Annotated in this window: 14 protein-coding genes; 2 read left to right on the plus strand and 12 right to left on the minus strand. The window is 57.6% G+C overall.

Translation table 11 applies throughout. The annotated features are described in order from the left end of the window. Positions 1-208 precede the first annotated feature (208 nt). Genes N0M98_RS03110 through N0M98_RS03135 form a run of 6 tightly spaced genes read right to left on the minus strand, consistent with a single transcriptional unit; the run spans position 209 to position 9,597 of the window. Positions 209-7,129, minus strand: a complete 6,921-nt coding sequence (locus N0M98_RS03110) for a putative Ig domain-containing protein (protein WP_259616924.1) — start codon at positions 7,127-7,129, stop codon at positions 209-211. A 39-nt stretch (positions 7,130-7,168) separates the two neighbouring features. After that, positions 7,169-7,690 (minus strand): phage tail protein, encoded by a 522-nt coding sequence (locus N0M98_RS03115; RefSeq protein ID WP_249866116.1) that lies wholly within the window; start codon positions 7,688-7,690, stop codon positions 7,169-7,171. Positions 7,691-7,706: 16 nt separating this feature from the next. Further along, a complete protein-coding gene (locus tag N0M98_RS03120) occupies positions 7,707-8,219 on the minus strand; it encodes a phage tail protein (protein ID WP_259616925.1) in 513 nt (170 codons plus the stop codon). Positions 8,220-8,265: 46 nt separating this feature from the next. Then, entirely contained in the window at positions 8,266-8,778 is a 513-nt protein-coding gene (locus tag N0M98_RS03125; protein WP_249866118.1) for a phage tail protein, read from the minus strand. 30 nt (positions 8,779-8,808) lie between these two features. Then, positions 8,809-9,108 carry a DUF6916 family protein gene (locus tag N0M98_RS03130; protein WP_249866119.1) on the minus strand — a complete coding sequence of 100 codons (300 nt, stop codon included), beginning with the start codon at positions 9,106-9,108 and terminating at the stop codon, positions 8,809-8,811. 18 nt (positions 9,109-9,126) lie between these two features. Next, positions 9,127-9,597, minus strand: a complete 471-nt coding sequence (locus N0M98_RS03135; RefSeq protein ID WP_259616926.1) for a GNAT family N-acetyltransferase — start codon at positions 9,595-9,597, stop codon at positions 9,127-9,129. Between the two features lie 280 nt (positions 9,598-9,877). On the opposite strand from N0M98_RS03135, the gene N0M98_RS03140 reads away from it, so the two are divergent. Next, on the plus strand, positions 9,878-11,542 hold the full coding sequence (locus tag N0M98_RS03140) for a PhoX family protein (RefSeq protein WP_259616927.1): 1,665 nt from the start codon (positions 9,878-9,880) through the stop codon (positions 11,540-11,542). Between the two features lie 414 nt (positions 11,543-11,956). Here the strand turns inward: N0M98_RS03140 and N0M98_RS03145 are convergent, their stop codons facing one another. Beyond that, entirely contained in the window at positions 11,957-12,847 is an 891-nt protein-coding gene (locus N0M98_RS03145; protein WP_259616928.1) for a LysR family transcriptional regulator, read from the minus strand. Between the two features lie 145 nt (positions 12,848-12,992). Here N0M98_RS03145 and N0M98_RS03150 point away from each other — a divergent pair, with 145 nt between their 5' ends. Further along, on the plus strand, positions 12,993-13,940 hold the full coding sequence (locus tag N0M98_RS03150) for a DMT family transporter (protein WP_249866122.1): 948 nt from the start codon (positions 12,993-12,995) through the stop codon (positions 13,938-13,940). 125 nt (positions 13,941-14,065) lie between these two features. Here N0M98_RS03150 and N0M98_RS03155 read toward each other — a convergent pair whose 3' ends face one another. The 5 genes from N0M98_RS03155 to N0M98_RS03175 form a co-directional block, all read right to left on the minus strand. Next, positions 14,066-15,682 carry a type 2 periplasmic-binding domain-containing protein gene (locus tag N0M98_RS03155; protein WP_249866123.1) on the minus strand — a complete coding sequence of 539 codons (1,617 nt, stop codon included), beginning with the start codon at positions 15,680-15,682 and terminating at the stop codon, positions 14,066-14,068. A 119-nt stretch (positions 15,683-15,801) separates the two neighbouring features. Then, positions 15,802-16,686 (minus strand): carbohydrate ABC transporter permease, encoded by an 885-nt coding sequence (locus N0M98_RS03160; RefSeq protein ID WP_259616929.1) that lies wholly within the window; start codon positions 16,684-16,686, stop codon positions 15,802-15,804. A 17-nt stretch (positions 16,687-16,703) separates the two neighbouring features. Next, positions 16,704-17,684 (minus strand): ABC transporter permease, encoded by a 981-nt coding sequence (locus tag N0M98_RS03165; protein ID WP_249866125.1) that lies wholly within the window; start codon positions 17,682-17,684, stop codon positions 16,704-16,706. A 288-nt stretch (positions 17,685-17,972) separates the two neighbouring features. Beyond that, a complete protein-coding gene (locus N0M98_RS03170) occupies positions 17,973-20,213 on the minus strand; it encodes a helix-turn-helix domain-containing protein (RefSeq protein ID WP_259616930.1) in 2,241 nt (746 codons plus the stop codon). A 56-nt stretch (positions 20,214-20,269) separates the two neighbouring features. Then, positions 20,270-23,296 (minus strand): chondroitinase family polysaccharide lyase, encoded by a 3,027-nt coding sequence (locus tag N0M98_RS03175; RefSeq protein WP_259616931.1) that lies wholly within the window; start codon positions 23,294-23,296, stop codon positions 20,270-20,272. Positions 23,297-23,319: the final 23 nt, after the last annotated feature.

A 23,319-nucleotide genomic window follows, 5' to 3' on the forward strand; every position in this document is an offset into this window, starting at 1 on the left:
AATATACAGCATATAGCATAATCGGGCGGCGCCGCTAATTCAACTACAAAATATGACAATGGTCAATTAATTTTTAAAAAAATTAAAACCTTCTATATTTTGCTTCTTCAGGAAGCATTCCATTCCTTGCGCCGCGGCGGACGCCGGAAAAGCGGCAAGCCGGTTCAGGGGGCCGTTGCCCTCCCGAACCGGCTTGCGCCAAGCTTCGTTACAAATATTGCGCTGCCTTCAGCAGCCGGTACAGCATCGCCGCAGCCTCGGCACGGGTTGCCGATTGACCCGGATGAAACATCCGCTGCTGATCTCCTTCGATGATACCGGCCCGTGCAGCCTGCTCCACGGACGCTTTAGCCCAATCCGCGATCAGCGGCTCATCGGCAAAGGCCGATTTCTCCTGGCCTGCCGGTTTCATCCCGATATAGGCCATCGCCCGCGTCATCATGACCGCCAGCTCTTCGCGAGTCACGGTTCGATCCGGACGGAACGAGCCGTCCTCGTAACCGTCAATTAGCTTCGCCTGGTAGGCGGTGTTTACCGCCGCGGCAAACCATTGGCCGTCGACATCGGTAAACGGCGCTTTCTCCCGGGCATCGCCTAGGCCAAGCGCTCTGACCAGCAGCGCCGCCCATTCGGCGCGCGTCACGGTGCCGTCAGGATCGAAGCTGCCCTCGGAGCGGCCTTGGACAATCAGCTTCGACGCGAGGATTTGGACCGTCTCCCGGGCCCAATGGCCGCTTAAATCACCGAACTTCACAGGCGTGTCCAGCACCGCATAGATGCCTGTGCCTGGGCTTTGAAGGTTCAGCTTGGCAGCGGAATTGCCGCCAAACGGCTCGAACGCGGCAGGCGCGAACCGAAGCTGCTGCGCCGCCGAGTCCCAACGGACTCCGGCAGCCGTATTCGAGTTCACCGCATCCGTCAATAGAAGCATCCGAATGATGACGCCGGTTAAACCTGTCGCATCCGTTTCATTGCCTTTTCCATCGACTTCGCGAACGGAGAAGACAAGCGGCTTAGCCAGCTCCGTGCTCCCGAGCGCGCTTATCGCTCCGGCAAGTCGTCCCTTCGTCTGGGCATCCGGCTCGCCGATCCCGATACGGATCTTGAGCCCGTCCGCATCGCCGGTTCCAAGCTGGCCGGCCAGCCGTTGCGGGTCTATCTCCTTCAGCGGGAGCTCGATGACGCCCGCTGCCGTCTGGAAGACGATTTTGAGATCGGCATTTCTCGATAGCATGTCCCGGATGACATCCGCCGTCAGCTCAGCGGTTCCCGAAGCTCCCGCCGTTTGCAGCAGAACTGCGCCGCTGCTTATTTCATCCGCGGAAATCATGACCGTTTGCACCGTTCCGTCCCCCGGCGTAATGTTCACCGGATACTCCGAGTCCGTCTCCGGCGTTGCCGCACCGGAAGACGAGGACGGACGGCGCGAGCCGCTGTTGGCGGATACGACGACCAGCGCAGCTTCGGCCGACTGCCCTCCGTAGGTCGCCGTGATCACCGTGTCGCCCGGAAGCAAGCCGGTGATCAGCCCGCCGCTGCCGATCTTCGCAATAGCCGCATCCCGCACCGTATACGTTGCCAGATCGCTTATATCCAGCACGCTGTTATCCGACAGCTTCGCCGTCACCGCAGCGTACTGCTGCTGTCCCGCGCGCAGAGCGTACGAGGCTGCGCCGAAATGCAGCTCCTCAATCCGTACGCCGCCGCCGATGACATGAACGACGGCCTGAGCCGTCAGCGTCTCGCCGAGGTAACTATATGTTGCGCTCAGTACTGTCGCCCCAGGGCCGACTCCGAACACCTTACCGCCGGCATCAACGGTCGCAATCTTCAGGTCTTCCGTCCGGAAATGAACGCCTTGCGTCAACGGATACATGCGGCCTTCATACGTTGCGGAGACGACCGTAGTCAGAGCTTGCCCGGCCTGCATCTCATAGGATGGTTGCCCGAAGGCGATCGTCATGCCGCCGGAAGGCTCCGGCTCCGCTTCAACAACGACGGCCGCCGTGGCCGTCTGCCCGCCGAAACCGGCCGATAATACGGCCTCTCCCGCGCGCAGTCCCTTCAATACCCCTTGCCCGTCCATCCGGGCGATATCCGGTTTGTCGAAGGAATAGATCGCCGCGTCCGTCACATCTTTCAGCTCGCCGTCGGAATAATGCGCCGTCACTTGAACGGCTTGAGTCTGACCCGCTCCGAGCCGATATGACGGCTGCGACAAGGTCAGCCGTTCCAGCTCGGAACCGACGCGAATTTCCGTTGCCGCCGTTTGATTGCCGTACACGGCCTGCAATACTGTCGTTCCCCTCTTCAATCCGGTAACGGCCCCCGAGCCGTTAACTGCGGCGATCGACGAATCGGCGATCCGATACGTCACACCGTCGGCGATTTCTTGGGTTAACGTATCCGAATATTTCCCGTTCAGCACCGTTTGCTGCTGCTGTCCGGCTTTCACCGTATAACCCGATGTTTCGAAGAATATCGCCGGATCGATTCGAATCGTCGCGCTGCGGCTTGCCGCCGCTCCGCTGCCGTCGGTTACTTTCACCGTGAAGCCGGATGTTCCCGCTTCGACGGGCACGCCGTAGACGGCGGCGTTAACCGATCCGTTCGCCGTCCCGAACGTAAGTCCCTGCGGCAAATCGCCTTCCGCCGACCAGTTGTAGACGCCGCTGCCGCCCTCCGCCGACAAGGTCCATTGCGGATAAGGCTGCCCTACCGTACCGTCCGGCGCCGCCAAAGCTTCAACGGATAGCGGCGGATGAATCTTTAAGCTTAACGCTTGGGATGCCGTCGCGCCGTTGCCGTCGGCCACGCGAATCGTGAAGCTGCTGTCGGCCGCCTTGACCGGCGTTCCGTAAACCGCTCCAGCCACCGTGCCTCCGCTTACTTCCGTACCGAACGAAAGTCCCTCCGGCAGCGTTCCGTCCAGCGACCATGTATAAGCGCCGTTGCCGCCCTCCGCAGTGAACAACCGCTTCGGATAAGCTGCGTTCGCCGTGCCTTCCGGCAGAGGCGACGCAACTAGCTGCAGCCTAGGATTGACCTTCAGCGTCATATTCTGCTCGGCGACCGCTCCGTTGCCGTCGGTCACGCGGATCGTAAAGCTTGCCGTGCCCTCCGCTACCGGCGTCCCTTCGATCGCCTGTGTGGAGGCGCCGAAGACGAGACCGTCCGGCAGCGTACCTGTCAAGGACCATGTATAGACGCCGCTGCCGCCTTGCGCGCGGAATGCCGCGGCCGGATACGGCACGCCAGCCGTGCCTTCCGGCAATACGGGGGATGCCAAGATCAGCGCCGGGGCGATTTGAATTGTGAATGCTTTCGTTTTGACGACACGGTTGCCGTCCTCCACTTGCAGCGTGAACGTAAAGGCGCCTTCCTTGGCCGGTATCCCGCTAATTTCCGATCCGGCAAGCGTCAGACCGTCCGGCAGGCTGCCTGCGGCAACCGACCATGAGTACGTGCCGTCTCCGCTGCCGCCCTCCGCTTCCAAAGCTTGCGCATACGCCGCGGATAAAGTTCCTTCCTTCAGCGCCGCCGTTCGGATAGCAAGCCCCGGATTCACCTTCAGCGTGTAATCCCGGGTTGCGGCCGCGCCGTTGCCGTCGGTCACCTTGACAGTGAAGCTGCCGGTTCCCGCAGCGGCCGGCGTTCCGCTGACCTTCGCCGTGGCCGGATCGAAGCTGAGACCCGCAGGCAAATCGCCGGCAATGGACCAAGTGTAGACTCCGTTACCGCCAGCCGCGCTGAACGTCTGCTCCGGATAAGCCTCGCCGACCGTCCCCTCCGGCAAGCTCGTCGCGTTCAGCGTCAGCTCCGGATTCACCTTCAGCATCAGCGCTTGCAGCGCCGTTACGCCGCTTCCGTCCGTTACTTTCACGGTGATAGGGAACGTGCCGTCAGCTCCAGGCGTTCCCGCAAGCTCGCCGGTCGCTCCGTCGAGCGTCAAACCGGCAGGAAGCGATCCGGTCGTCACCGACCAGGTATACGTTCCGCTGCCGCCCGCCGCGCGGAGCGTCTGCGAATACGCCGTCCGAACCGTTGCTTCCGGCAAAGAAGCCGTTTCAATCGTCAACGGCGGATGAATGAGCAACGTCAGCTCCTTCACGGCTTTCACTCCGTTCGCGTCCTCCGCCTGTACCGTGAACGCGAACGTACCGCTTGCCGTCGGCGTTCCGCCGAGCTGTCCGGTGGAGCCGTCCAGCGTAAATCCGGCAGGAAGCGATCCGGAAGCGATCGACCACTGATAAGCCCCTTCTCCTCCGGCTGCGGCAAGCTGTACGGGAGCGTATGCAATGCCTACGGTTCCTGCGTGCAAGCTTGGATCGTCAATGACCGGCTTCGCTTTCACCGCCGTCGTGTCTTCAGCAGCGCTGTTGGCCGTATTGTACTCCCCTCCGCCGGATACGCTCACCGCGTTAACGAGGCTCGGCGGCGCATCCTCCGCTACGTTCACGGTAACAAGGATCGGCGGGTAGCCGGCTCCCGGCGCAAGCGCGTCCGACCTTGTGCAGCTTGCGCCGCTGCAGGTCCAGTCCAGCCCGCTCATGGTTGCGAGCGTCATGCCGGCAGGAAGCGTCTCGCTGACCGTCACCGTTCCGATCGCGGCGCCGCCGCCGACATTGCTCACCGTAAGCACATATCCGGCGCCGATCTGACCTTGCGTGAAGCTGCCGGCATGCGCGACGCTGATCGTGAGATCGGCTGCCGGAGCTATTATTGTCGGATCGGCTGCGTTGTTATCCGCAGGGCTGGTATCGCCTCCGCCGGACACAGCCGCCGTATTGATAACGATCGGCGCCGCGTTAACAGCGACATCGACCGTCACCGTGATATCCGGGTACGCGGCCCCCGGCGCAAGCGCGTCCGATCGGGTGCAGCTTGCGCCGTCGCAGGTCCAACCGGTTCCGCTCATCGCGCTTAGCGTAAGCCCCACAGGCAGCGTATCCGTTACAGTTACAACGCCAGCCGCGGCTCCGTGCCCTTCATTCTTCACCGCGATAGTATACGCCGCGCCTCTCTGGCCCTGAACGAAGCCGCCCGCATGCGACTTGGCGATCTTAAGATTCGGCACCCCGATAATAACGGTAGGGTCCTCCGCCGTATCGTTCCCGGGATTTGCATCCCCGGCAGTCGACACCGAGGCGGTGTTCACCACATTCGCCGGTGTGTCGGCCGCCGCTTGCACAGCTACCGTAATCGCAGGATAGCTGGCTCCCGGGTTCAATATATCGGCACGGGTGCAGCTCTTCGCCGCAGTATCGCAAGTCCAGCCGCTGCCGCTTAACCCCGTCAAGGTTAACCCCGCAGGCAGCGCATCCGTCACCGTCACGGCTCCGGCGGTCGGACCTTGTCCCTCATTGGTGACGGTCAGGGTATAAAGCCCCGGCAACCCTTGCGTGAAGGAGCCCGTATGCGACTTTGCAATCGATAAATCCGGAGGGGCCACGACCGTCAGCGTGAACGAAGCGCTCACCGACTGCGGCTTGCCCGACGCCAGACTATCCATCTGCACCGTGATGACGGCGTTCCCGCCCTTGTCCGCCGCAGGCGTCACCGTGATCGTACGCGAAGCCCCGCTCCCCGTTACCGTAATGCTTCCCGCAGGAAGCAGCGCGGAAACCGGGGAGGCTGCCGTCACGTTGGCCACCTGCGCTTCGTCTCCGAGCGTCAGCGGGATCTGAAGCGTCGTCCCCTGAGGAATCGATTGATCGGGCAGTCCTTCGACGGCTCCAATATCGACACGGCTGCCCGTTTTCCTCGGGAACCCTCGCTGATCGAACAGCTCCGCTTTCGCGTTATTTCCGGCTCCTCTGGCCGGACTGGCCGCGGTCAGCGCATGAGTTTCGCCGATGCCTCCGCTCGCTGCGAGCGGCAGCAGCCCCGGATCGCTCACATCGATCTGATTGTCGTTCACACCGGCCTGCAATCCGCCCGAGCCTCCGAGACCGAACAGATTGGAGCTGCTGGACGAGTCGAACGAGCCGCTTCCCCCGACATTCCCGGGATTGCCTCCCGCCGCCAAGTTCCCCGCAACGATCGAATTATCGATAACGGAGGCACCTTGCTCCAAGTCAATTCCGCCGCCTGCTCCGTCCGCCTGATTGTTATAGACCGTAGCATGCCGGATCGTTGTCGTCCCCGAATAATGCAGCACGAGCAGGCCTGCGCCGTTGCGCTTGGCGGTATTGCCGCTGATCGTCGTATTTGTGATCGCCGCGGGCCGGTTCAAATAAATCCCGCCCCCGCCGCTGTTCGCGGAATCCTTTCCATCAGCCTGGTTGCGTGAAATGGTACTGCTGTCGATCTTCACGCTCCCCAGCGCAGCAGCCGTCGGAACGAGAGCCAGACCGCCGCCCAAGCCGTTCTTCGCTATGTTTCCGTCGATGAAGGAGCGGCTGATATCCACATCGAAGTCGCCCTCGAGAAACATCCCGCCGCCTTTAAGATCGGCCTGGTTATTCCTGACAACCGTATTGCGAATCGTCAGCTTGCCCCCGGGCTCGCCCGCTATGTTCATTCCGCCGCCGTACAAATCATTGCCCGTCGCCGTATTGCCGCTAATGATGCAATTATCGATGGTGATGCGGCCGGAGGAAGCGATATAACCCGAGATGCCCGCGCCTCCGTACAAATCCCCGTTCGCATAAGACGCGGCGCCGCCGCTGATCGTCAAAGCGTTTAGCGTCACGTCGTACACACCGCTTGCCGAAGCGTTGATATCGATGATTTTCTTAGCCGTCGTCCCTGCCTTCGGCTTGATCACCGTACTGTTCGGGTCGCCCTGGGGATCGCCGCCCGCCCCGATGATCGTCACGCTGCTGTCGATCAGCAGCGGCCCCGATTCCAGCTCATACGTGCCGGCAGGCAGGACAATCGTGTTCGCGCCGCCCGCGGCGTTGCTTTTGGCAACGGCCGCCCTGACCGTACATTGATTCGGCGTATCGCAATTACCCGCGGAATCGGAGTAATTATTGACTTCTATCGGAGCCGCCGAAGCATAAGCGGGCGCAATTAATGAAGATAACAGAAGCACGAGGACGATGCCCAAGCAAAGGGCCAGCCCCCGGAAAAACCCAGTGAAGAAGCGCCTGTCATCCGATGTTCGACTTGAAACGTCATCCATCCGGTTTCCTTCTTTCTAAAGTATTGGTTCGCCTGCTCATCAGCCTCGAGGAGGAAACACTCCCTGTAAAGCAATGATGTAGTTAAGCCCCAAATAAGGCTGCATATTATTATGCGGCTGATTGCCTCCCGCCGGAAGCAGCGCTTCATGGCTCATGGCCGGCTTGTTGTCTCCCGTTCCGTAAGCTTGTCCTGTAACCCGCCCGGGCGTGGCGGCCCACAGTGAGCCTTCGACCGGATTGTTATCGGCGGGCGGCCCGTAATAAACCTCATGGTTATGCGCGGGCAGTTGGCTGTTAAGCAAGGTTACCGTCTGGCTTCCCCCGGATTCCCCAGGGCTCCGGAGCGTTAGGCCCGGTCCTTGGCGGGGGTGCATCGGTGCCCTTCCCATCAGATTGGGCAAAGCGAAGGTTGATTTCCCGTCCCCTCCGTATGTGGTGCCCAGCAGGGAAAACAAGGCGGTGTTTTGCGCAATCGATAACAGCTGTCCGTTGCACAAAGCCCAGCCTTTGGGCGCAAAATCACCTGCAAATATGCGAATTTCCGCAACAAACGGGTCCATTCGTCATCCTCCGTTCCTAGGTTCTTGAAGGAAAAATTCCTTGAAGCGCAATGCAAAAGTTCAAAGTCAAATAAGGCTGCATATTTTCGTGCGGCTGGCTTCCGCCGGCCGTTTTGACGGCAGCCGCGCTCATTCGCGCGTTATAAGTCGTGTGGTAGGAGCTGACGGCCGTTTTGGCCCATAGATTGTTTTGCGGTGTTTTGGAAGTGGCCGTATCGCCGCTCGCGGCAACGGCATGCGTGTGCGTCGGCATTTCGCCGATCGTCAAGGTATGAGACGCCTCCCCTGCCGACATGCCCAGAGTAATAGTGCTTTCCCCAGGCACTTCCCTTGTATGGATCGGTACCCTCCCCTGCAGGTTCGGAAGGGCGAACGTCCTGACGCCGTCCCCGCCGTAGACCGTTCCCAAGATGGAGAACAAAGCGGTATTTTGCGAAATCTGCAGCAATTGCCCGTTACACAGTGCCCAGCCTTTGGGCGGGAACGGGAACGAAAACAAGGCGATTTGCCCTAAAAACGGTTCCGACATCAAGCTCAGCCTCCTGTTCTTTTCTAATCGTGAATCGATCTATACTTCAGCCCTGACTCGGATATATGCCATACAATGAAATAATAAAATTCACGCATAAATAAGGCATAAGATTGTCATGCGGCATGTTATTTCCCGACAAACCGAGCGCTTGGGGATGCATCGTTCCTGCCGGCGAGCCGCCTCCGAACTGATCGAGGGTGGAATTGGCCCATATCGCGCCGTCAGGCATATTCGTCGTTCCCTGCTCGGTCCAAACTGCAGCGTCATGGCCGTGCGCAGGCATTTGGGACGATACCAGCGTCACCTGCTCTACTCCCGCCTTCTGTCCGAGCACGTACGTATTCCCTGCGTTGTTTCCCTGATGAACGGGAATTCTCCCTCTCAAATCCGGAAGGGCGAATGTCGTTCGGCCGTCCCCTCCGTACGTCGTCCCGATTAAATAATATAACATTTCATATTCGCTAATGGATAGCAGCTGACCCTCGCAAAACATCCATTCTGCCGGGGCGAAGCTACCTGCAAACATCCGGATTTCCCCCACATACGGCTGACCCATGATCTATCCTCCCTGCCTTGCGGCCGCTAATTATCCCGTAACAAGCCGGTTGAACACAATTTCGTACAAAAATCCGTCCTTTCCCTTGCCGACGGGAACCATGAACAGGTCCAGCTCGCCCAGTTGTTCATGGTTCATTCGATACATCTGCTGCGGCAAAAACGGCGCTTCCGGCCCTTTAAGCAGCAGAGAAAACTGCTCCGCTTGAGGGGAGGCCTGCTTCACCTCGACCTCGGTCAATTTCAACTCAACCGGCCCCGAATCGCTCTCCGCTTGAAATCGGCTGTATAACACGCTTTGAAAATCGGCTAGCGAATCTTTGCTCAACACCCGTTGCCTCCTTACCTTTTATGAAAATGTCGGCTTCCATTGCATTTCATCATATACGCCTTCGGCCTTCGTCGTCCGGAACCCCAGCCGTTCATACAGCGATTTCGCCCGGCTCGCGCTCTGCACGTGCAGCAGGATCGGCCTTCCGGATGCCTGCGCTTCCTCCTGCAGCAGTTGCAGCAGCGCCGTCCCGGTTCCCCGGTTTTGCGCATCCGGCAGCAAGGCGATATCGACCAGAACGATGAAGCCCGTCTCCCTCGCTACCAGCAAGACGCCGATTCTCCGGCCGTCCTGCATGACAAGCTGCGGCTTCGCCTCCGCATAGCGGGATGCATACGACTTCTGCCGAAACTGAAATTGCATGGCCAGAAAAGCGTGAATTTCCTCCGTCCCCCACCCCCAGCCGCTGACTTCTTCACTTCGCGTGCTGACGTACAATTCTAGTAAAAAGGTCTCATCGTGTACAGCGGCTTCTACTAATTGCAGCATGACGGCTCCCCGTTACTTATGTATTCCAGTGAAAATGATGTCCGTTTTTTCGCTGTTAGCAAACTTAACATATCACAATTGGGCATCACCGTGAAGTGCTGAAACGCCCAGTCTAGTCTAAAGATTTTATCAAATTTTTAAACAAGCGGCTCCCCCATTCCATGTAAAAACAATTTATGCTATTTTTAAACTATTATCATCGAATCTATTGATTCGCGTCTATCGATTCGCACTCGCAAATGTAAGGAAAATTTGATTATGCATACATAAGGAGCGACCCATGAGCGAAAAAAAACCGATTTCCCGCCGAACCTTCCTCGCCTATCTCGGCACCGGCGCCGCCGCTATCGTAGCCGCCTCCTCCGGCTTAGGCGCTTTTCAGGGCAAAGCCTTCGCCGCGGACACGTTATTTTCATTGCAAACGAATAAAATTACCGACGCCTTCCAGCCTATCGAGCCGGCCTCAAGCGGCGAGCTGCTTCTGCCGAAGGGCTTCAAAGCCCACGTCTTGGCGGCATACGGGGATTCGATCAATCCGAAAGGGGATGTGTTCGGGTACGGCAGCTCGTTTACCCGCTTCTTTCCCATCGACGGATCTAATGTGAAAGGTTTGTTATGGGTCAACCACGCGTCGGACCATCACGGGCCGCACAACGGCAGACGGACGGACGGGCAGCTCAGCTTGGCGCAGATAAAAGCGACGCTTGCCAACCAAGGTGCTTCCATTATCGAAATTTATCGCGATCAGGACGGCGATTGGAAGATGGACACGGAATCCGCCAATGCCCGCAGAATCACCGGCTATGATCCGTTCGAGCTGACGGGGCCTGCCAGAGGCTCCCAATCGGTTCACGGCGCCGCCACAGTGCAGGGAACGGTCGCGTGCGGATCGGGAGTGCAGACGTTGTGGAGCACCGTTCTCTGCGGAGAAGGACGGTTCGGGGCGATCGGCCGCGATACCGGGCTCGACCAGACGCATTACGGCTGGATATGGGAGGGCCATCCAGGCGATCGCTCGTTCCAGCTGCGCAAGCATACGGCGCTCGGACGCTTTCAGCACGGCGGGGCGGCCATGACCTTAAGCAAGGACAGCCGCGTGGTCGTCTATATGGGCGGATCGGCAGCGCATGAGTGCATCTACAAATTTGTCAGCAAAGGAACCTACGCCGCCTCCGCGGGGAAAGCGAACGCAGAGCTGCTGACCGAAGGCAAGCTGTACGCCGCCGACTTGGAGAAAGGCCAATGGATTGAGCTGACTATCGAAGCCGTACGCCGGACGCTCGACGACAGCGACTTCCGGGTGCCGAGCCCGCTGAATAAACGAAAAGAAACACTGACGGACCTATTCCGGGAGCAAGCCGACGTGCTCACGCATGCCCATGAGGCCGCAGTCATTCTGGGAGCCACTCCTACCGACCGCCCTGCCGGACTGGCGCTCCATCCGTCCGACGGCAGTCTATACGTATCCCATACGAGCCACGCCCGCCACGGCAATATTCACGGCTATATGAACCGCGTGATCGAGAAGAACGGCGATCCGGGAGCGGACAGCTTCGATTTCGACGTCGCTTCCGCCGGAGGAAGCTCAAGCGGCTACAGCTGCCCGGAATCCATGTCGTTCGACAGCAACGGCAATCTGTGGACGGCTTCCGACATGCCTGCGGACAAGCTGAATCAAGGCACGATAGCCGCGTTCAAAAACAACGGGCTGTATCTTCTTCCCGCGTCAAAGAAACAGGGCGGCTCTGCGCTTCAGTTCGCTTCCGCACCGGGCAGCGCACATTTTGCCGGCCAAAGCTTCGCTCCGGATGAGAGGACGCTGTTCTTGTCCGTGCAGCAGCCGGAGCCAGGGGAATCCGCGCCATCATCCGGAGCTTGGCCGAATCGGCCGGGCGACCGCGTTCCGCTGCCCGCCGTCGTCGCGATTAGCGGCTTCCACGCCTAGCTTCCCTGAACGGCGGAACCGGCTCTGCGGCACCTGTCGCCGATAGAGATTCCGCCGTATGTTTCCGGAACAAATCCCCCAAAAGCCATCCATGCCGCTACGCGGCACCACAGACAATGGAAATGGGGTACCAAGAGTAATTTCCAGGGTAGTGACGTGATGCTCTGAAGCTTATTCCGTCCGCATCCAGCCTAAGCTGGATCGGCGTCTAACCATTCCTCTGGGATCGTTCTATGGGTAGACTTTCCTTTCGGGGGAGCCCACGGATTTCCACAGGAAATTGCTTCGCATCATTTCCTAAACAACAAAAAAGCGCCGTTCTCCCGGCTTTGCGCATCAGCTACACAGCTTGATGCGCTAGGCTCCGGGGAACGGCGCTTTTAAGCATGACGCCCCGTCGCGCAAGCCTTGCGTCTATTTCGCTGCGGCCGACGCAGCAGCTCCTGTATCGCGGAAGGTATGAACCGCGTCCAGCAGCTTGCGCATCGTGCCGCTGACCTGCGATTCGCGGCGCCGGATGAAGACGGTCGTGATGCGGCTGTACTCCTCGGGAATCTCGAAGCAGCGAATGTTTCCGGCCGCTTCCAGCCGAGCCGCCGCCCATCTCGGCACCAGCGAAATGCCGAGCCCCGAAGAAACCATGGCAAGGATCGTTTCGAGCGTACCGAACTCCATCACCCGGGAAGGAGCGACGCCCTGCTCCGCAAGCCACAGCATCAATCTCGCGCGGTAGCCGCAGCCGTTGCGGAACACGAGCAGCGTCTTGTCGACGCACTGCTCCAGCGCGGCAAACTCCTCGTCGTCTCTGGCGATCAGCACGAGTTCGTCCTCGACCAGCTGATCCTGCTCCAGATCCGGGTGGCGGATCGGTCCGGTGACGAACGCCCCGTCGAGCTGATACTGCAGCACATCGCTCATCAGATGCTCCGTTACGCCCGTAACCAGCGACAGATCGACGCGCGGGTACCGCTTGCAGTAGCCGGACAGCAGCTCTGGCAGGCTGGACACCGTCTCGACCGTCCCGATGAGGAGCGGGCCCGACGGGTCTTCCGAGTCGTGGAACGACTGCTTCATTTCCTCCATCAGCCGCAAAATTTTTTGCGTATATTCCTGCAGCTTGCGCCCCTCCGAGCTTAACGCCACGCCTTTGCGGTGGCGGTGAAACAGCGTCGCTCCGAGCTCCTGCTCCAGATGCTGAATACGCGCCGTCACATTGGACTGCACGTAGCTCAGCTCTTTTGCCGCTTTGCTGACGCTGCCGTGATCGGCCACCGTCTGAAATATTTTCAAATCGTTGATGTCCACAATCCCGCTCCCTTTCTGCCACTCCATTTATATCAATAGTAATGATGTTACTCATCATTTTCAATCATTTTACATGATATAAATTTGGCAATATGATAAACATCGTGTGATTCGCATCAAAATGGAAGAAAGTAGGATGACTGCAATGAGTAAAGACCGCGTCATGAAGGGCGCCTTCATGTGCCTGTTAGCCAGCGTAGCGTGGGGAGCGATGTTTCCCGTAGCCGAGAGCGCGTTTACGCGACTTGATCCTTTTTACTTTACATTAATTCGCTATTCCTCGGTTTCTGTTATTTTGCTCATTCTGCTGTGGGTGAAGGAAGGCCGCAAAGCGCTGAGCTTCGAAGGCAAAGCCAAGCAGCTGTGGTTCTTCGGCACGATGGCCTTTACCGTCTATAATCTATTGATCTTTTGGGGACAAAATCAACTGGGGACCTCGGGCGTCATTCTGGCTTCGGTCATGGAGGCGCTCATGCCGATCTTATCGGTGCTGGTGCTCTGGATATATAAACAGCGCAGGCCCGAAGCGCCGACCATTCTCTGTATCGTCGTCGCGCTGATCGGATGCTTTATGGTTATTACCAAAGGGGATCTCGGGGCTTTCTTCGTACAAGGAGGCGCCTTTCCGGTCATGCTCATCTTTGCAGCCGTACTCGGCTGGGTTATCTATACGATCGGCGGCGGCCAGTTCAAAGACTGGTCGGTGCTGCGGTACTCTACGCTGACCTGCGTCCTGGGCACGGCCACGTCGGCCGTTATCGTTCTTACGCTGACGGCGTTCGGCGTGCTGCACGCTCCTTCGGCGCAAACGATAATGTCCACGGGTTACGAGCTCAGCTTCATGATTATTGTCGCCGGTCTGATGGCGCTGATCAGCTGGAATGCCGGAATCAAGCTGCTGACGCCGATTAACGGCATCCTGTTTATCAACTTCGTCCCGGTGACGACGTTTATCATTACGCTGCTGCAAGGACACCAGATGACGGTGTACGACGTCGGCGGAACGCTGCTTATTATCGCCGCGCTGATCGGCAACAACTTGTACCAGCGGCGCAGAGGAAGCCTGGCCGCCGCCGCGGGGGCTGCGCATTGATCATAATTAAGAACTCAGCGAAAAACCACCGATCAGGGGCCAACCTAATCACGGTGGTTTTTTCGCTTGTTCAGCCAAGCATAAAGACGGCCCCGCTCGAATAGTCGGGACCGTCCCATATGCGATTATTTGGAAGAGTTGTAGCGATCGTACACGGTTTGATAAATCTTCATCATTTTATCCAATCCCATGTCGTTGAGCTTCTTCACGTAGTCGTCCCATTCCTGGTCGATGCCGCCCGACATCATCCATTTGGCCGCCATCTTGCCGACATACCCGTCGATATCGGTCAAATATCTGGCGATTTGATCATTTTCTTCGGCCGTAAAGTACGTTTTCGGGAAACCGTTGCTTACGAGAAACGGAGCGTAAGTGTTATCCACATCGACTTTGGAGCGCTTGCCTGTAGGCGTAGTGACCTTCATATCGAACACTTGGTTCGTCAAGCCCCATACCGAATAGGCGGTCGGAGGCACTTGTTTGAACTCTTCCTCGTTGGCTCCGGCAGGAAGCGGAATTTCATCGTACTTGCCGTCCGTGCGTTCCTTCAGACTATCGCCGCCGATGACGCCGCTGTTAAATTGCAGCGAAATCTTCGGATCGAACGAGTAGTCGATCCAGCGGATCGTCGCCTCCGGATTTTTGTTCACGTTCGTAATGGCGAAGGAGCCTCTGAACAGAATGCCCGCAGGATAGTCGGCCCAGATCGGCTGCCCGCCAGGTCCCTTCAGCGGCGGCATCGACACATAGTCCTGATTGCTCGGATTCCAGTCCATTGCAACGCCGACGATGCCTTTGCTCGTCTTCGCGTTGAACACCTTGGCATCCTGCGTAAAGCTCTCCTGATCGGCCAAGCCTTCGGAGAACAGCTTGTTGACGAACTTGATCGCTTCCTTGTACTGCGGCTGCACCGCCGTGTATACGACTTTGTTGTTGTCGATGGACAAGTGGTTGTGCCCGACTTTGTGAATGTCGCGGTCGAGGATGCCGAACGCTCCGAAGAACGAGTTGATGTCGGTATTGCTGCCGTTATTTTGAACGAACGAAAGCGGAATTTGGTCCTTCTTGTTGTTGCCGCCAAGGTCGTTTTCCTTGAATGCCTTCAGCGTCGTATACAGCTCGTCGATCGTCGTCGGCATCGGCAGGTTGAGCTGATCGAGCCATTTTTTATTAATAAACATCGTCGATTTGGTTCTCGCGTACGTCTCGTTGATCGTAGGCAAGGAATAAATATGTCCGTCGGGAGCCGTCAGCTGCTTGCGGTACGTCGGATTGTCGTCCAGCAGCTTCTTAATGTTAGGCGCGTACTTGTCGATCAGCCCTTCCAGCGGGATCAAAATGCCCTGCGAGCCGTATTTGACAATATCCGTATCCTCGCTCAAAATGCCGTGTCCGTAAAATGCGTCCGGCAGCTCTCCCCCGGCGAACAGCAGGTTTTTCTTGTCTGCCCAGCTGCTGCCCGGCGTCAGGTTCCAGTTGATATGGATATTCGTCTTCGCCTCAATGTCCTGGAACAGCTTGTAATCGTTCAAATCCTTGCCTGAAGGCGGCTTGAAGCCCGCAAAATTCAGCGTCAGCTTCTCCTTGGCAATCGGAAAATCCGCCGCATTGATATTGCTCGGCAATTCCCCGGTTTTCTTGTCCCCATTGTCCGCGGCGCTTTTGTCTCCTCCGCAGCCCGTCAGTCCGACTGCAACCGATAACGTTAATGCCGTCAAAGCTACTGGCCATTTTTTACTCATCGACATGTCCCCTTGTTTATCGTATACAATATATAAGTTAGCCGGGCCAACGGGGAAGCGGCTTCACCCGTTCGCGATCGGCGATAAATAGCTGTCTGCCATGCGCATATACCCGCAGTTTACCCTTTCAGCGAGCCTACCAGCGCCCCTTTGACAAAATAACGCTGCAAGAACGGATACAGCACGAGCACCGGCAAGCTGGATACGATAATAATACTGTATTTCATCAGTTCCATCCGCTTCTGCTGCTCCTGCGAGCCGTCGATCATATCCTGCAGGTCGGAGCCTTCATTCATAATCAGTATGTTGCGCAAAATAACCTGAAGCGGCTGCATGCTGTTGTTTTTCAAATAAATGAGCGCCTGGAAGTAGGAATTCCAATGCCCTACCGCATAGAACAGCACCATGACGGCCACGATCGGCAGCGCCAGCGGAATCGCGATTTTGAAGAAAAACTTCATATTGGTGCAGCCGTCGAGCAACGCCGACTCCAGCACTTCGCCGGGAATATTCGACTGGAAGAAGGTGCGGGTAATGATTACGTTAAAGACCGAAACCGCGTTCGGAATGACCATCGCCCAAACCGTGTTAAGCAGACCCAAATCTTTGACCAGCAGGTAGGTCGGAATTAGCCCCCCGCCGAAGAACATGGTGAATACGATGATAAACATAAATACGTTGCGGCCCACCAGGTCGGTTCTCGACAAGGCGTAGCCTGCCGACACGGTCAGCACCACGTTAATGGCCGTGCCGAGAACGGTATACACCACCGAGTTGCGGAAGCCTACCCAAATGGAAGCCTCCGACAGCAGCCGCTGATACCCGTCAAAGGTCAGCTGGTCCGGGAAAAAGAACAGCTTGCCGGAATAGATCAAATCCGGGTCGGTCACCGACGCCATGATGACGAAATAGAGCGGGTAGATGACCATAAGAAGCAATATCGAGATCAATGTATAATTGCACACGTCGAAGGCGATGTCGGCCTTGGTTTTTGCCAGCTTCATCTTATCTTGTCACTCCTCTACCATAGGCTCGTCTGCTTAAGCGACTTGGCGATTTTATTGACCGAAATCAGCAGAATGAAATTGATCACGTTGTTGAACAAGCCGATAGCCGCGGCATAGCTGTACTGCGCCTGGACAAGACCCGCTTTGTACACGTAGGTCTGGATCGTCTCGGAGGCGTCGACGTTCAGCTGGTTCTGCATCAAATACACTTTTTCGAAGCCTACGCCCATCATATTGCCCACATTCATGATCAGCATGATAATGACGGTCGGCATAATCGACGGAATGTCGATATGCAGGACGCGCTGGAGCTTCGTCGCTCCGTCAACGACGGCCGCTTCGTGCAAATCCGGGTTCACCGCGGTCAGCGCGGCCAAATAAATGATCGTCCCCCAGCCTACGCTCTGCCAAATGCCGGAGAACACGAACACGGTTTTGAACCAGACGGCCTCCCCCATGAAAAAGATCGGGTTGATTCCGAACAGTCCGAGAAAGGTGTTCACCGCCCCTGTCTTAGGCGACAGAAGCAAATATACGATCCCTACGACGACGACCGTCGAAATAAAGTGGGGCGCGTACGTAACCGTTTGCACGACTTTCTTAAAACGTTCGCTCGTCAGCTGATTAATCATCAGCGCCAAAATAATCGGCGCCGGGAAAGCAACCAGCAGCTCGTACAAGCTGATCCCGATCGTGTTCTTAATGATCGTGCCGAATTGATACGATTGAAAAAAACGGTCGAAATTGTCGAAGCCCACCCACGGGCTGCCGCTATATCCTTTGATCGGATTGAAGTTTTGGAACGCAATTTGCAGGCCGTACATCGGAACATAATGAAAAATAATAAAATAAGCGAGCGTCGGCAGCAGGAGTAAATACAAATCGTAATTGCGGATGATGAATTGAAGCTTTTTCACCAGTCCGGATTTGGACGCCTGCCCTCTGCCCGGCTTGATCATAACGCCTGTGCCGGCCGTATCGTTTGGTTGAGCCATCGTTGAACGTTCACCTCCACTTGATGTCGTTGCATGCGTTGTGAAATCGCTTGCTTTGCATGATTTTATTTAACACCGGAGGCGCGGCGGCTGTATATAAGCGAGATCCATCCGGCGGCTATGCGAAAATTGACCTTGGCGCGCTTTTTAGGCGAATCGGCCATAATTGACCTCGCATATGCCGCTTTTGCCGCCGGAAACGGCAAACCCCGCTCTACAGTCGGGACAGGCATCGGCAGCCTGACTCGGAACTATAGGCGGGGCAGAACATGCAGCTTTAGCGAATCGCTATACGCGCTGCTGCTTGCGGTATTCGCCGGGGGTTACCCCAACCGACTGTTTGAACTTGCGGATGAAGCTCGACACATCGTAGTAGCCTACCTGCTGCACGATATCCTTCACGGACCGGTCGTTCGTGCGCAAGAGCAGCTTGGCCTGGTCGATGCGGATTTCGTTCAAGTAATCCATAACCGTCCGTCCGGTCTGTTCCTTGAAATAACGGCTCAAGTACGATAAGGACAAAGAAAAATGATCGGCGATCTTCTGCACCGAGAAGTCGTACTCATTATAATGGTTCAAAATGTACTCGGTGATTTGCTCGATCAATGCCGCCGATGAGGCGGGCTTGCGTTCCTGCAGCGAATTGCATAAAGTAGCGCAGGCAGTCGTGAACACGCCGGCGATTTCGTCCAAGGTCGTGACGTCGGTCAGCGCCATCACATCGGGAAAGCTGTCGCTGGAGCTGCCTGGCCGCTTCTTCTCGATGAAAGCGATGAACTTGTGGATCATGTCGTAGCAAAGCTCTCTGGCAATGAACAGCGTCAGCCCGCTTTGTTTCATTCGGACGGCGATCTGCTGCACCGCCTCGGTAATTCGCTCCGCGCTTCCGTGCTGTAGCACCAAATCGAGCTCATTGAGCACACGTCGCGGATTGAATACATCCTCCCGGTCGTGAGCCGGCAGTTCATCGAAGAAGATCGCCCGCTGATTGCCTTTGATCAGCTTATAATCGATCGCCGTAGAAGCTTCCAGATACGAGCGCCCGACCTGCGTCACTTCCTCGTACAGATTGCCGACTCCCATCGTGATCGGCGCCGCGAACACGGCGGTCAGATGCTCTCGCAGCGATTCAAGCCACCGCTTCCATTCGTCTCCCGAGCTTTGCACCGACATGATGAAGAGCGTCCGCCGATCCTCCAGACTGTCCTTGAAATAGCCGGTCTCTGCTTCGCCGAAGCGCCGCTCCACTTCCTCGATCAGCTGCTTCTTCTGCGGCACCAGGCTCGCCGGATGCTCCAGAATGAGCACCGCCGTCTGCGGATGCGGAAATACAACCCCGACTTCGCCGCCCCGTTCGTTCACTTCTTGAAGCGTTTTCATCTCTCCTTTAAGCAGGGAGCCGAGCAAATGGTCCTTTACGGCCGAACGGTTCTCTTCCAGCTTTCGTCCGAGCTGCCGGTTGGAGTCGGCCATATCGTGGATGACGCTGCCGATAGCCTCGAACTCGTTGGCCTTGCGTATCGAATGGCCGCGGACCGCCTCGACCAGAGAGGCCAGACGCTTCACGGGCTTGTAGTTGAACAGCATGACCAAATAAACGAACAGGCCGCCGACGAAGAAAATAATGAGCAGGCTGTTGATCCATTGGAAAATAACCTGGTTCACCGGCGCAACGACCGTCGCCTGCGGCTGCAGCGTCGCATAGATGAGCCCGCTGCGCGGCGATTTCTGGTATGAGACGGCATACGGCTTATGCTGAATGTCGAGCTGAACGTGGCCCTTCTCCTTCGTCAGCTGCTTGTAGAAATCCGAATCCTTCAAGTAGTCTTCCTGCTTATAGGCGGACAGAACGCGCCCCTGCTGATCGAAGACGACCGCATTGCCCTTGGGCAGCGTCAGCTCGGGGTTCATTCCTTTCAGCATCATATCCTCTTTCAAAATAAAAAGCACCGTGCCGTAAGGGCGCTGACTGTTGATCGGGATCGGCACCATATACGTAACCAGCCGCTGGGACGGCAGCCCGTCGATCTTCACGTCCTCGGCGGGCCGCAGCAGCGGGCTGGTGAGCCGGTTCAGATCCTCTGGGAACTGCTCCGGCGTCCAATCGGCATAATGATAGATGTCCGCTACGAAATCATGTACTTTATAAACGCTGAGCGAAGAGTACAAATAGTCCGAGCCCCGGATATGAACCAGAACCTCCCGGATGCTGTCGTCGACGACCTTGCTCTCCAGCACCTTCTTGGCCTCGTACATGCTGACCGAATCATGGGTCAGCACATACGGAGACAGCTCCGGCGTCTGCGTAATTTGCCCGGCGATTTTATTCATCTGAATCAGCTTCTGATCGACCTCGTCCTGAAGCTTGTCGAGCAGCGCCTGATTGTTTCTCTCCACTTCGTTGCCGACAATATCGGCCAAACGCAAATACCCCGTCGTCCCCAAAAAAAGCAGCGGCAGCAAGAGCAATAAGATATAGGACAAAAGGTACCGGTAAAACACCGGAAGCCGGTTAATCGCTGTTTTCATCCGATCGCCCCCCCCTTGCTTGTTTGTGATGTGATCTATGTCAGTGAAGCCCAAGTTCACAGGCTCTTCTCAAGCCTGCATTCCATAGGCATGGCGTCCTTGCAGGTCCACTCGACGACGGTGCGGTCATCCGCATGGCTGACGATCCTTACGGCGTCTCCCGCATCCGAAGCTTTCCGGCTCCAGCGTCCTTTCAGCGTCAGCCGAAGCGTATGCTCCTTGCTCTCGGCATGCACCCACCTACGCGAGTAGAGGCTGACTTCGATCCGATTGCCATGCTCGTCGTACTGATCCTCTTCGACGCCCTCGTACAGCCGCAGATCGGGATCGACGGCGCTGACGATCAGGCCGCCGCTCTCCGGCTCCTCGCGAATCATGACCATTGAAGGCGTATCCACTGCAGCCACATGCCCAATGTCGACGCTTTCATTTGCTTCAAAGAACGCATAGGCCGTCGTCCGGCTGGCCCGGTCCTCGACGATATGGGCAAGGCGGTCCTTGTTCAGCACCCGATATGCGGCCTCGTCCGGCGAGCGCATCGCTTCGCAGAAGCGGACGAGCTGCTCGGCACCCACGCCCACGAGGATCGCATACTCGTAGCCCTCGCCGTCAGGAGCGGTCCCGTGATCGAGCCAGGCCGCGGCAAAATTGCCTTCCGTGTCGGCATCCGTCGATTGATGCTTGGAATGCTGCGTCGCTTTGGACACCGACAAGCGTTGTCCCCTTGGAATATAGTATCCGTTCCCCTTATTATCCAATATCGACGCCGGGTTGTCTAATTCCATTTTTCGAGAATACGGGAATTCGTCAACCGGCGGTTCTCCGTTCAGGCGAATCGCTTCGTTTCCTCCGGCAAGATGATTCTGGAACAACGTCGTCTCCGTCGCATACCGGCTCTCGGCATTCTCGATATCGCTGCCCAAACAAACGATCCGGTTATCGAAGAAAAAGTACGATTTGCGCGCCCGGTGCGTTCCCTCATATTTCGGATGCTCGTGCAGCTTCATCGCGAACATGCCGTTGCGTCCTTCCAGATGCAGTCCGCCCGCGTAGCTCTCGTCGGAGATCAGCATTTCTTCGAAGCCGCTGAACGTATCGACGTTGCGCACGTCGGAACGCAGCTCGGCGATCGGCTTATGCACCGTCGTCGTACCCGGCCACCGGTTCCAATCCCAGCCGTCGTGGGAATAGCCGCTTGCTTCGTTGGTCACCGGATCGCCTTGGCTCATAATTTGCAGATGGCCGTGCGATATGTAGCGGCCGTACAAGTTTGCGCTCACATACGTCTCGTTCGCCCATAAATACCGGCTGTGGCCGCGCACGCCCGCCAGCCAGGAGTCTCTGCGGTGCAGCGCCAGAGCCGCATAGTTCATCGCCCAATGGCCGCTTGGGTCCGCTTCCGGCCGGATGCCCGCGGCCATAAGCCGGCGGACCGTATCGCTGCTCTCTCCTGAAGCGGGCGCGGCGAGCCGGAGATAGGCGGCGGCGACTTCCTCGTCGATGTCCCGGGTTCCGTCCGGCGTTCCGGCAAGCGCCATATACGCGAACGGCTCCGGATCAAGCGCCCACTTGCCCGTCGGATGGCGCGCCGACAGGCTGACCAGCCACTCGTATTTGTTCGAATACAGCCGCATGGCCAGCAGCGCCCGGCGCGCCGTCTTATGCGCCTCCTCGGTTACGCGGTACGGCGTTCCGCCCAGGAAGTACATGACCGGAGTAACGCCTTGAAACCCGCCGACGGCATAGGCCGGATAATGATTCACATGATGGTAGGCCGAACCGTCGATCTTGTACGCAGCGCGAAGCCCGCGGGCCGGCAGCAGCGACTGGCTCAGCCAGAGGCGGAAGGCGGACAGCTCGCGCACTTTATAAGGCGTTTCGTCCAGCATAAGCAGGCTGGCCAGCATCCCGTGCAGCGTCGTGTTGAAGATGTCGATGTTGCCTTCCACTTCCGCAAGCGGCGTATGGATGCGCCCGGTCCCGCTGTACCAGTACATCGTCCGCCGGCTTAGCTCCAGCCGCCCGTGCTCCTTCAGCACCTCCCGCATCAGGAAAACGGCCGGGTAATACTCGCGGAAGCTATAGCCGAAATGATGCACGGTGCCCTGCGAGCTGCCGTAAGCCCAGCCTTGGTCCTCCAAATGATCGACCAGATCGATGAACATGCCGGCCAGCTTGCGCTTCCAATCTTCCCGGTCGGCGGAGCGGTAGACGTCGGCGATTCGCCTCATCAGCTTCGTATACTCGATCAGCTGCACGCTGTTTGCAAGCGCCTTCAACCGCTCCTTATCGGCAGCCGGAAAATGGTCGAAGAACGGGAGCTCGACCGGCCGTCCCGTGATCGCATCCCCCCGGCGCGATATGCCGTAAGCCGCAAAATCGTGCTCCAGCCGCTCGATATCGTCCGGCGCAACATTCCGCTTGCGGAAGAAGAACGCTTCGTACCTCTCGTTCATCTTCAAGTGAGCGGCGGATTGCTCCGGCGTAACTTCATCCGGTAGCGGGAGGCAGCGCTCCAGCCGCTCGAAGGCGTACAAGCTGAGCCAGTGTGCGTTAGCGGCGTTGTCCGCTCGCAAGTTAACCGCGGGAGCTTGAAAGTCGCGCGTATGAAACCGGGGATCGATCGGCGTGCACAGCAGCAGCTGATCGATATACAGCGTGCCTTCTCCGGCGCTTTGCGGCCCGTGAATCGTCAAAGTATCCATATCGGGATGCGGGGTTCCGTCCATATCTCTTTCGTAGGCGGCCCATACCGTTCTCCATCCCCGGAAGTCCAGATGGAAGTCGAACCGGCAATCGGCTTGCCCGCGGCCGCTGCGGCCGAATTCAAAAGTCAGCTTATCCTGCAGCGGGCGCGGATTGTATATCCACACGGCGAAAGAATCTCTTGCCTGGCTGACGGAGCCTTCCTGAAACGGGCGGAAGCCCATGGGACCGCTTACGGTAAGACGCGGCCGTTCCTTGTAATCCCAGCGCAAGCTATGCGCGCCGTCTTTATAACGGTCGCCGCTGATCGATAATCGGGATTGGCCGTCGCTCGACCAGCCCGCCGGCACTTCCTGTTCAAAGCTGTATATGTTCATGCTGCATATCCCCCTTGTAATCC

The organism is Paenibacillus doosanensis, assembly GCF_025060755.1.
Lineage (GTDB): Bacteria > Bacillota > Bacilli > Paenibacillales > NBRC-103111 > Paenibacillus_S > Paenibacillus_S doosanensis.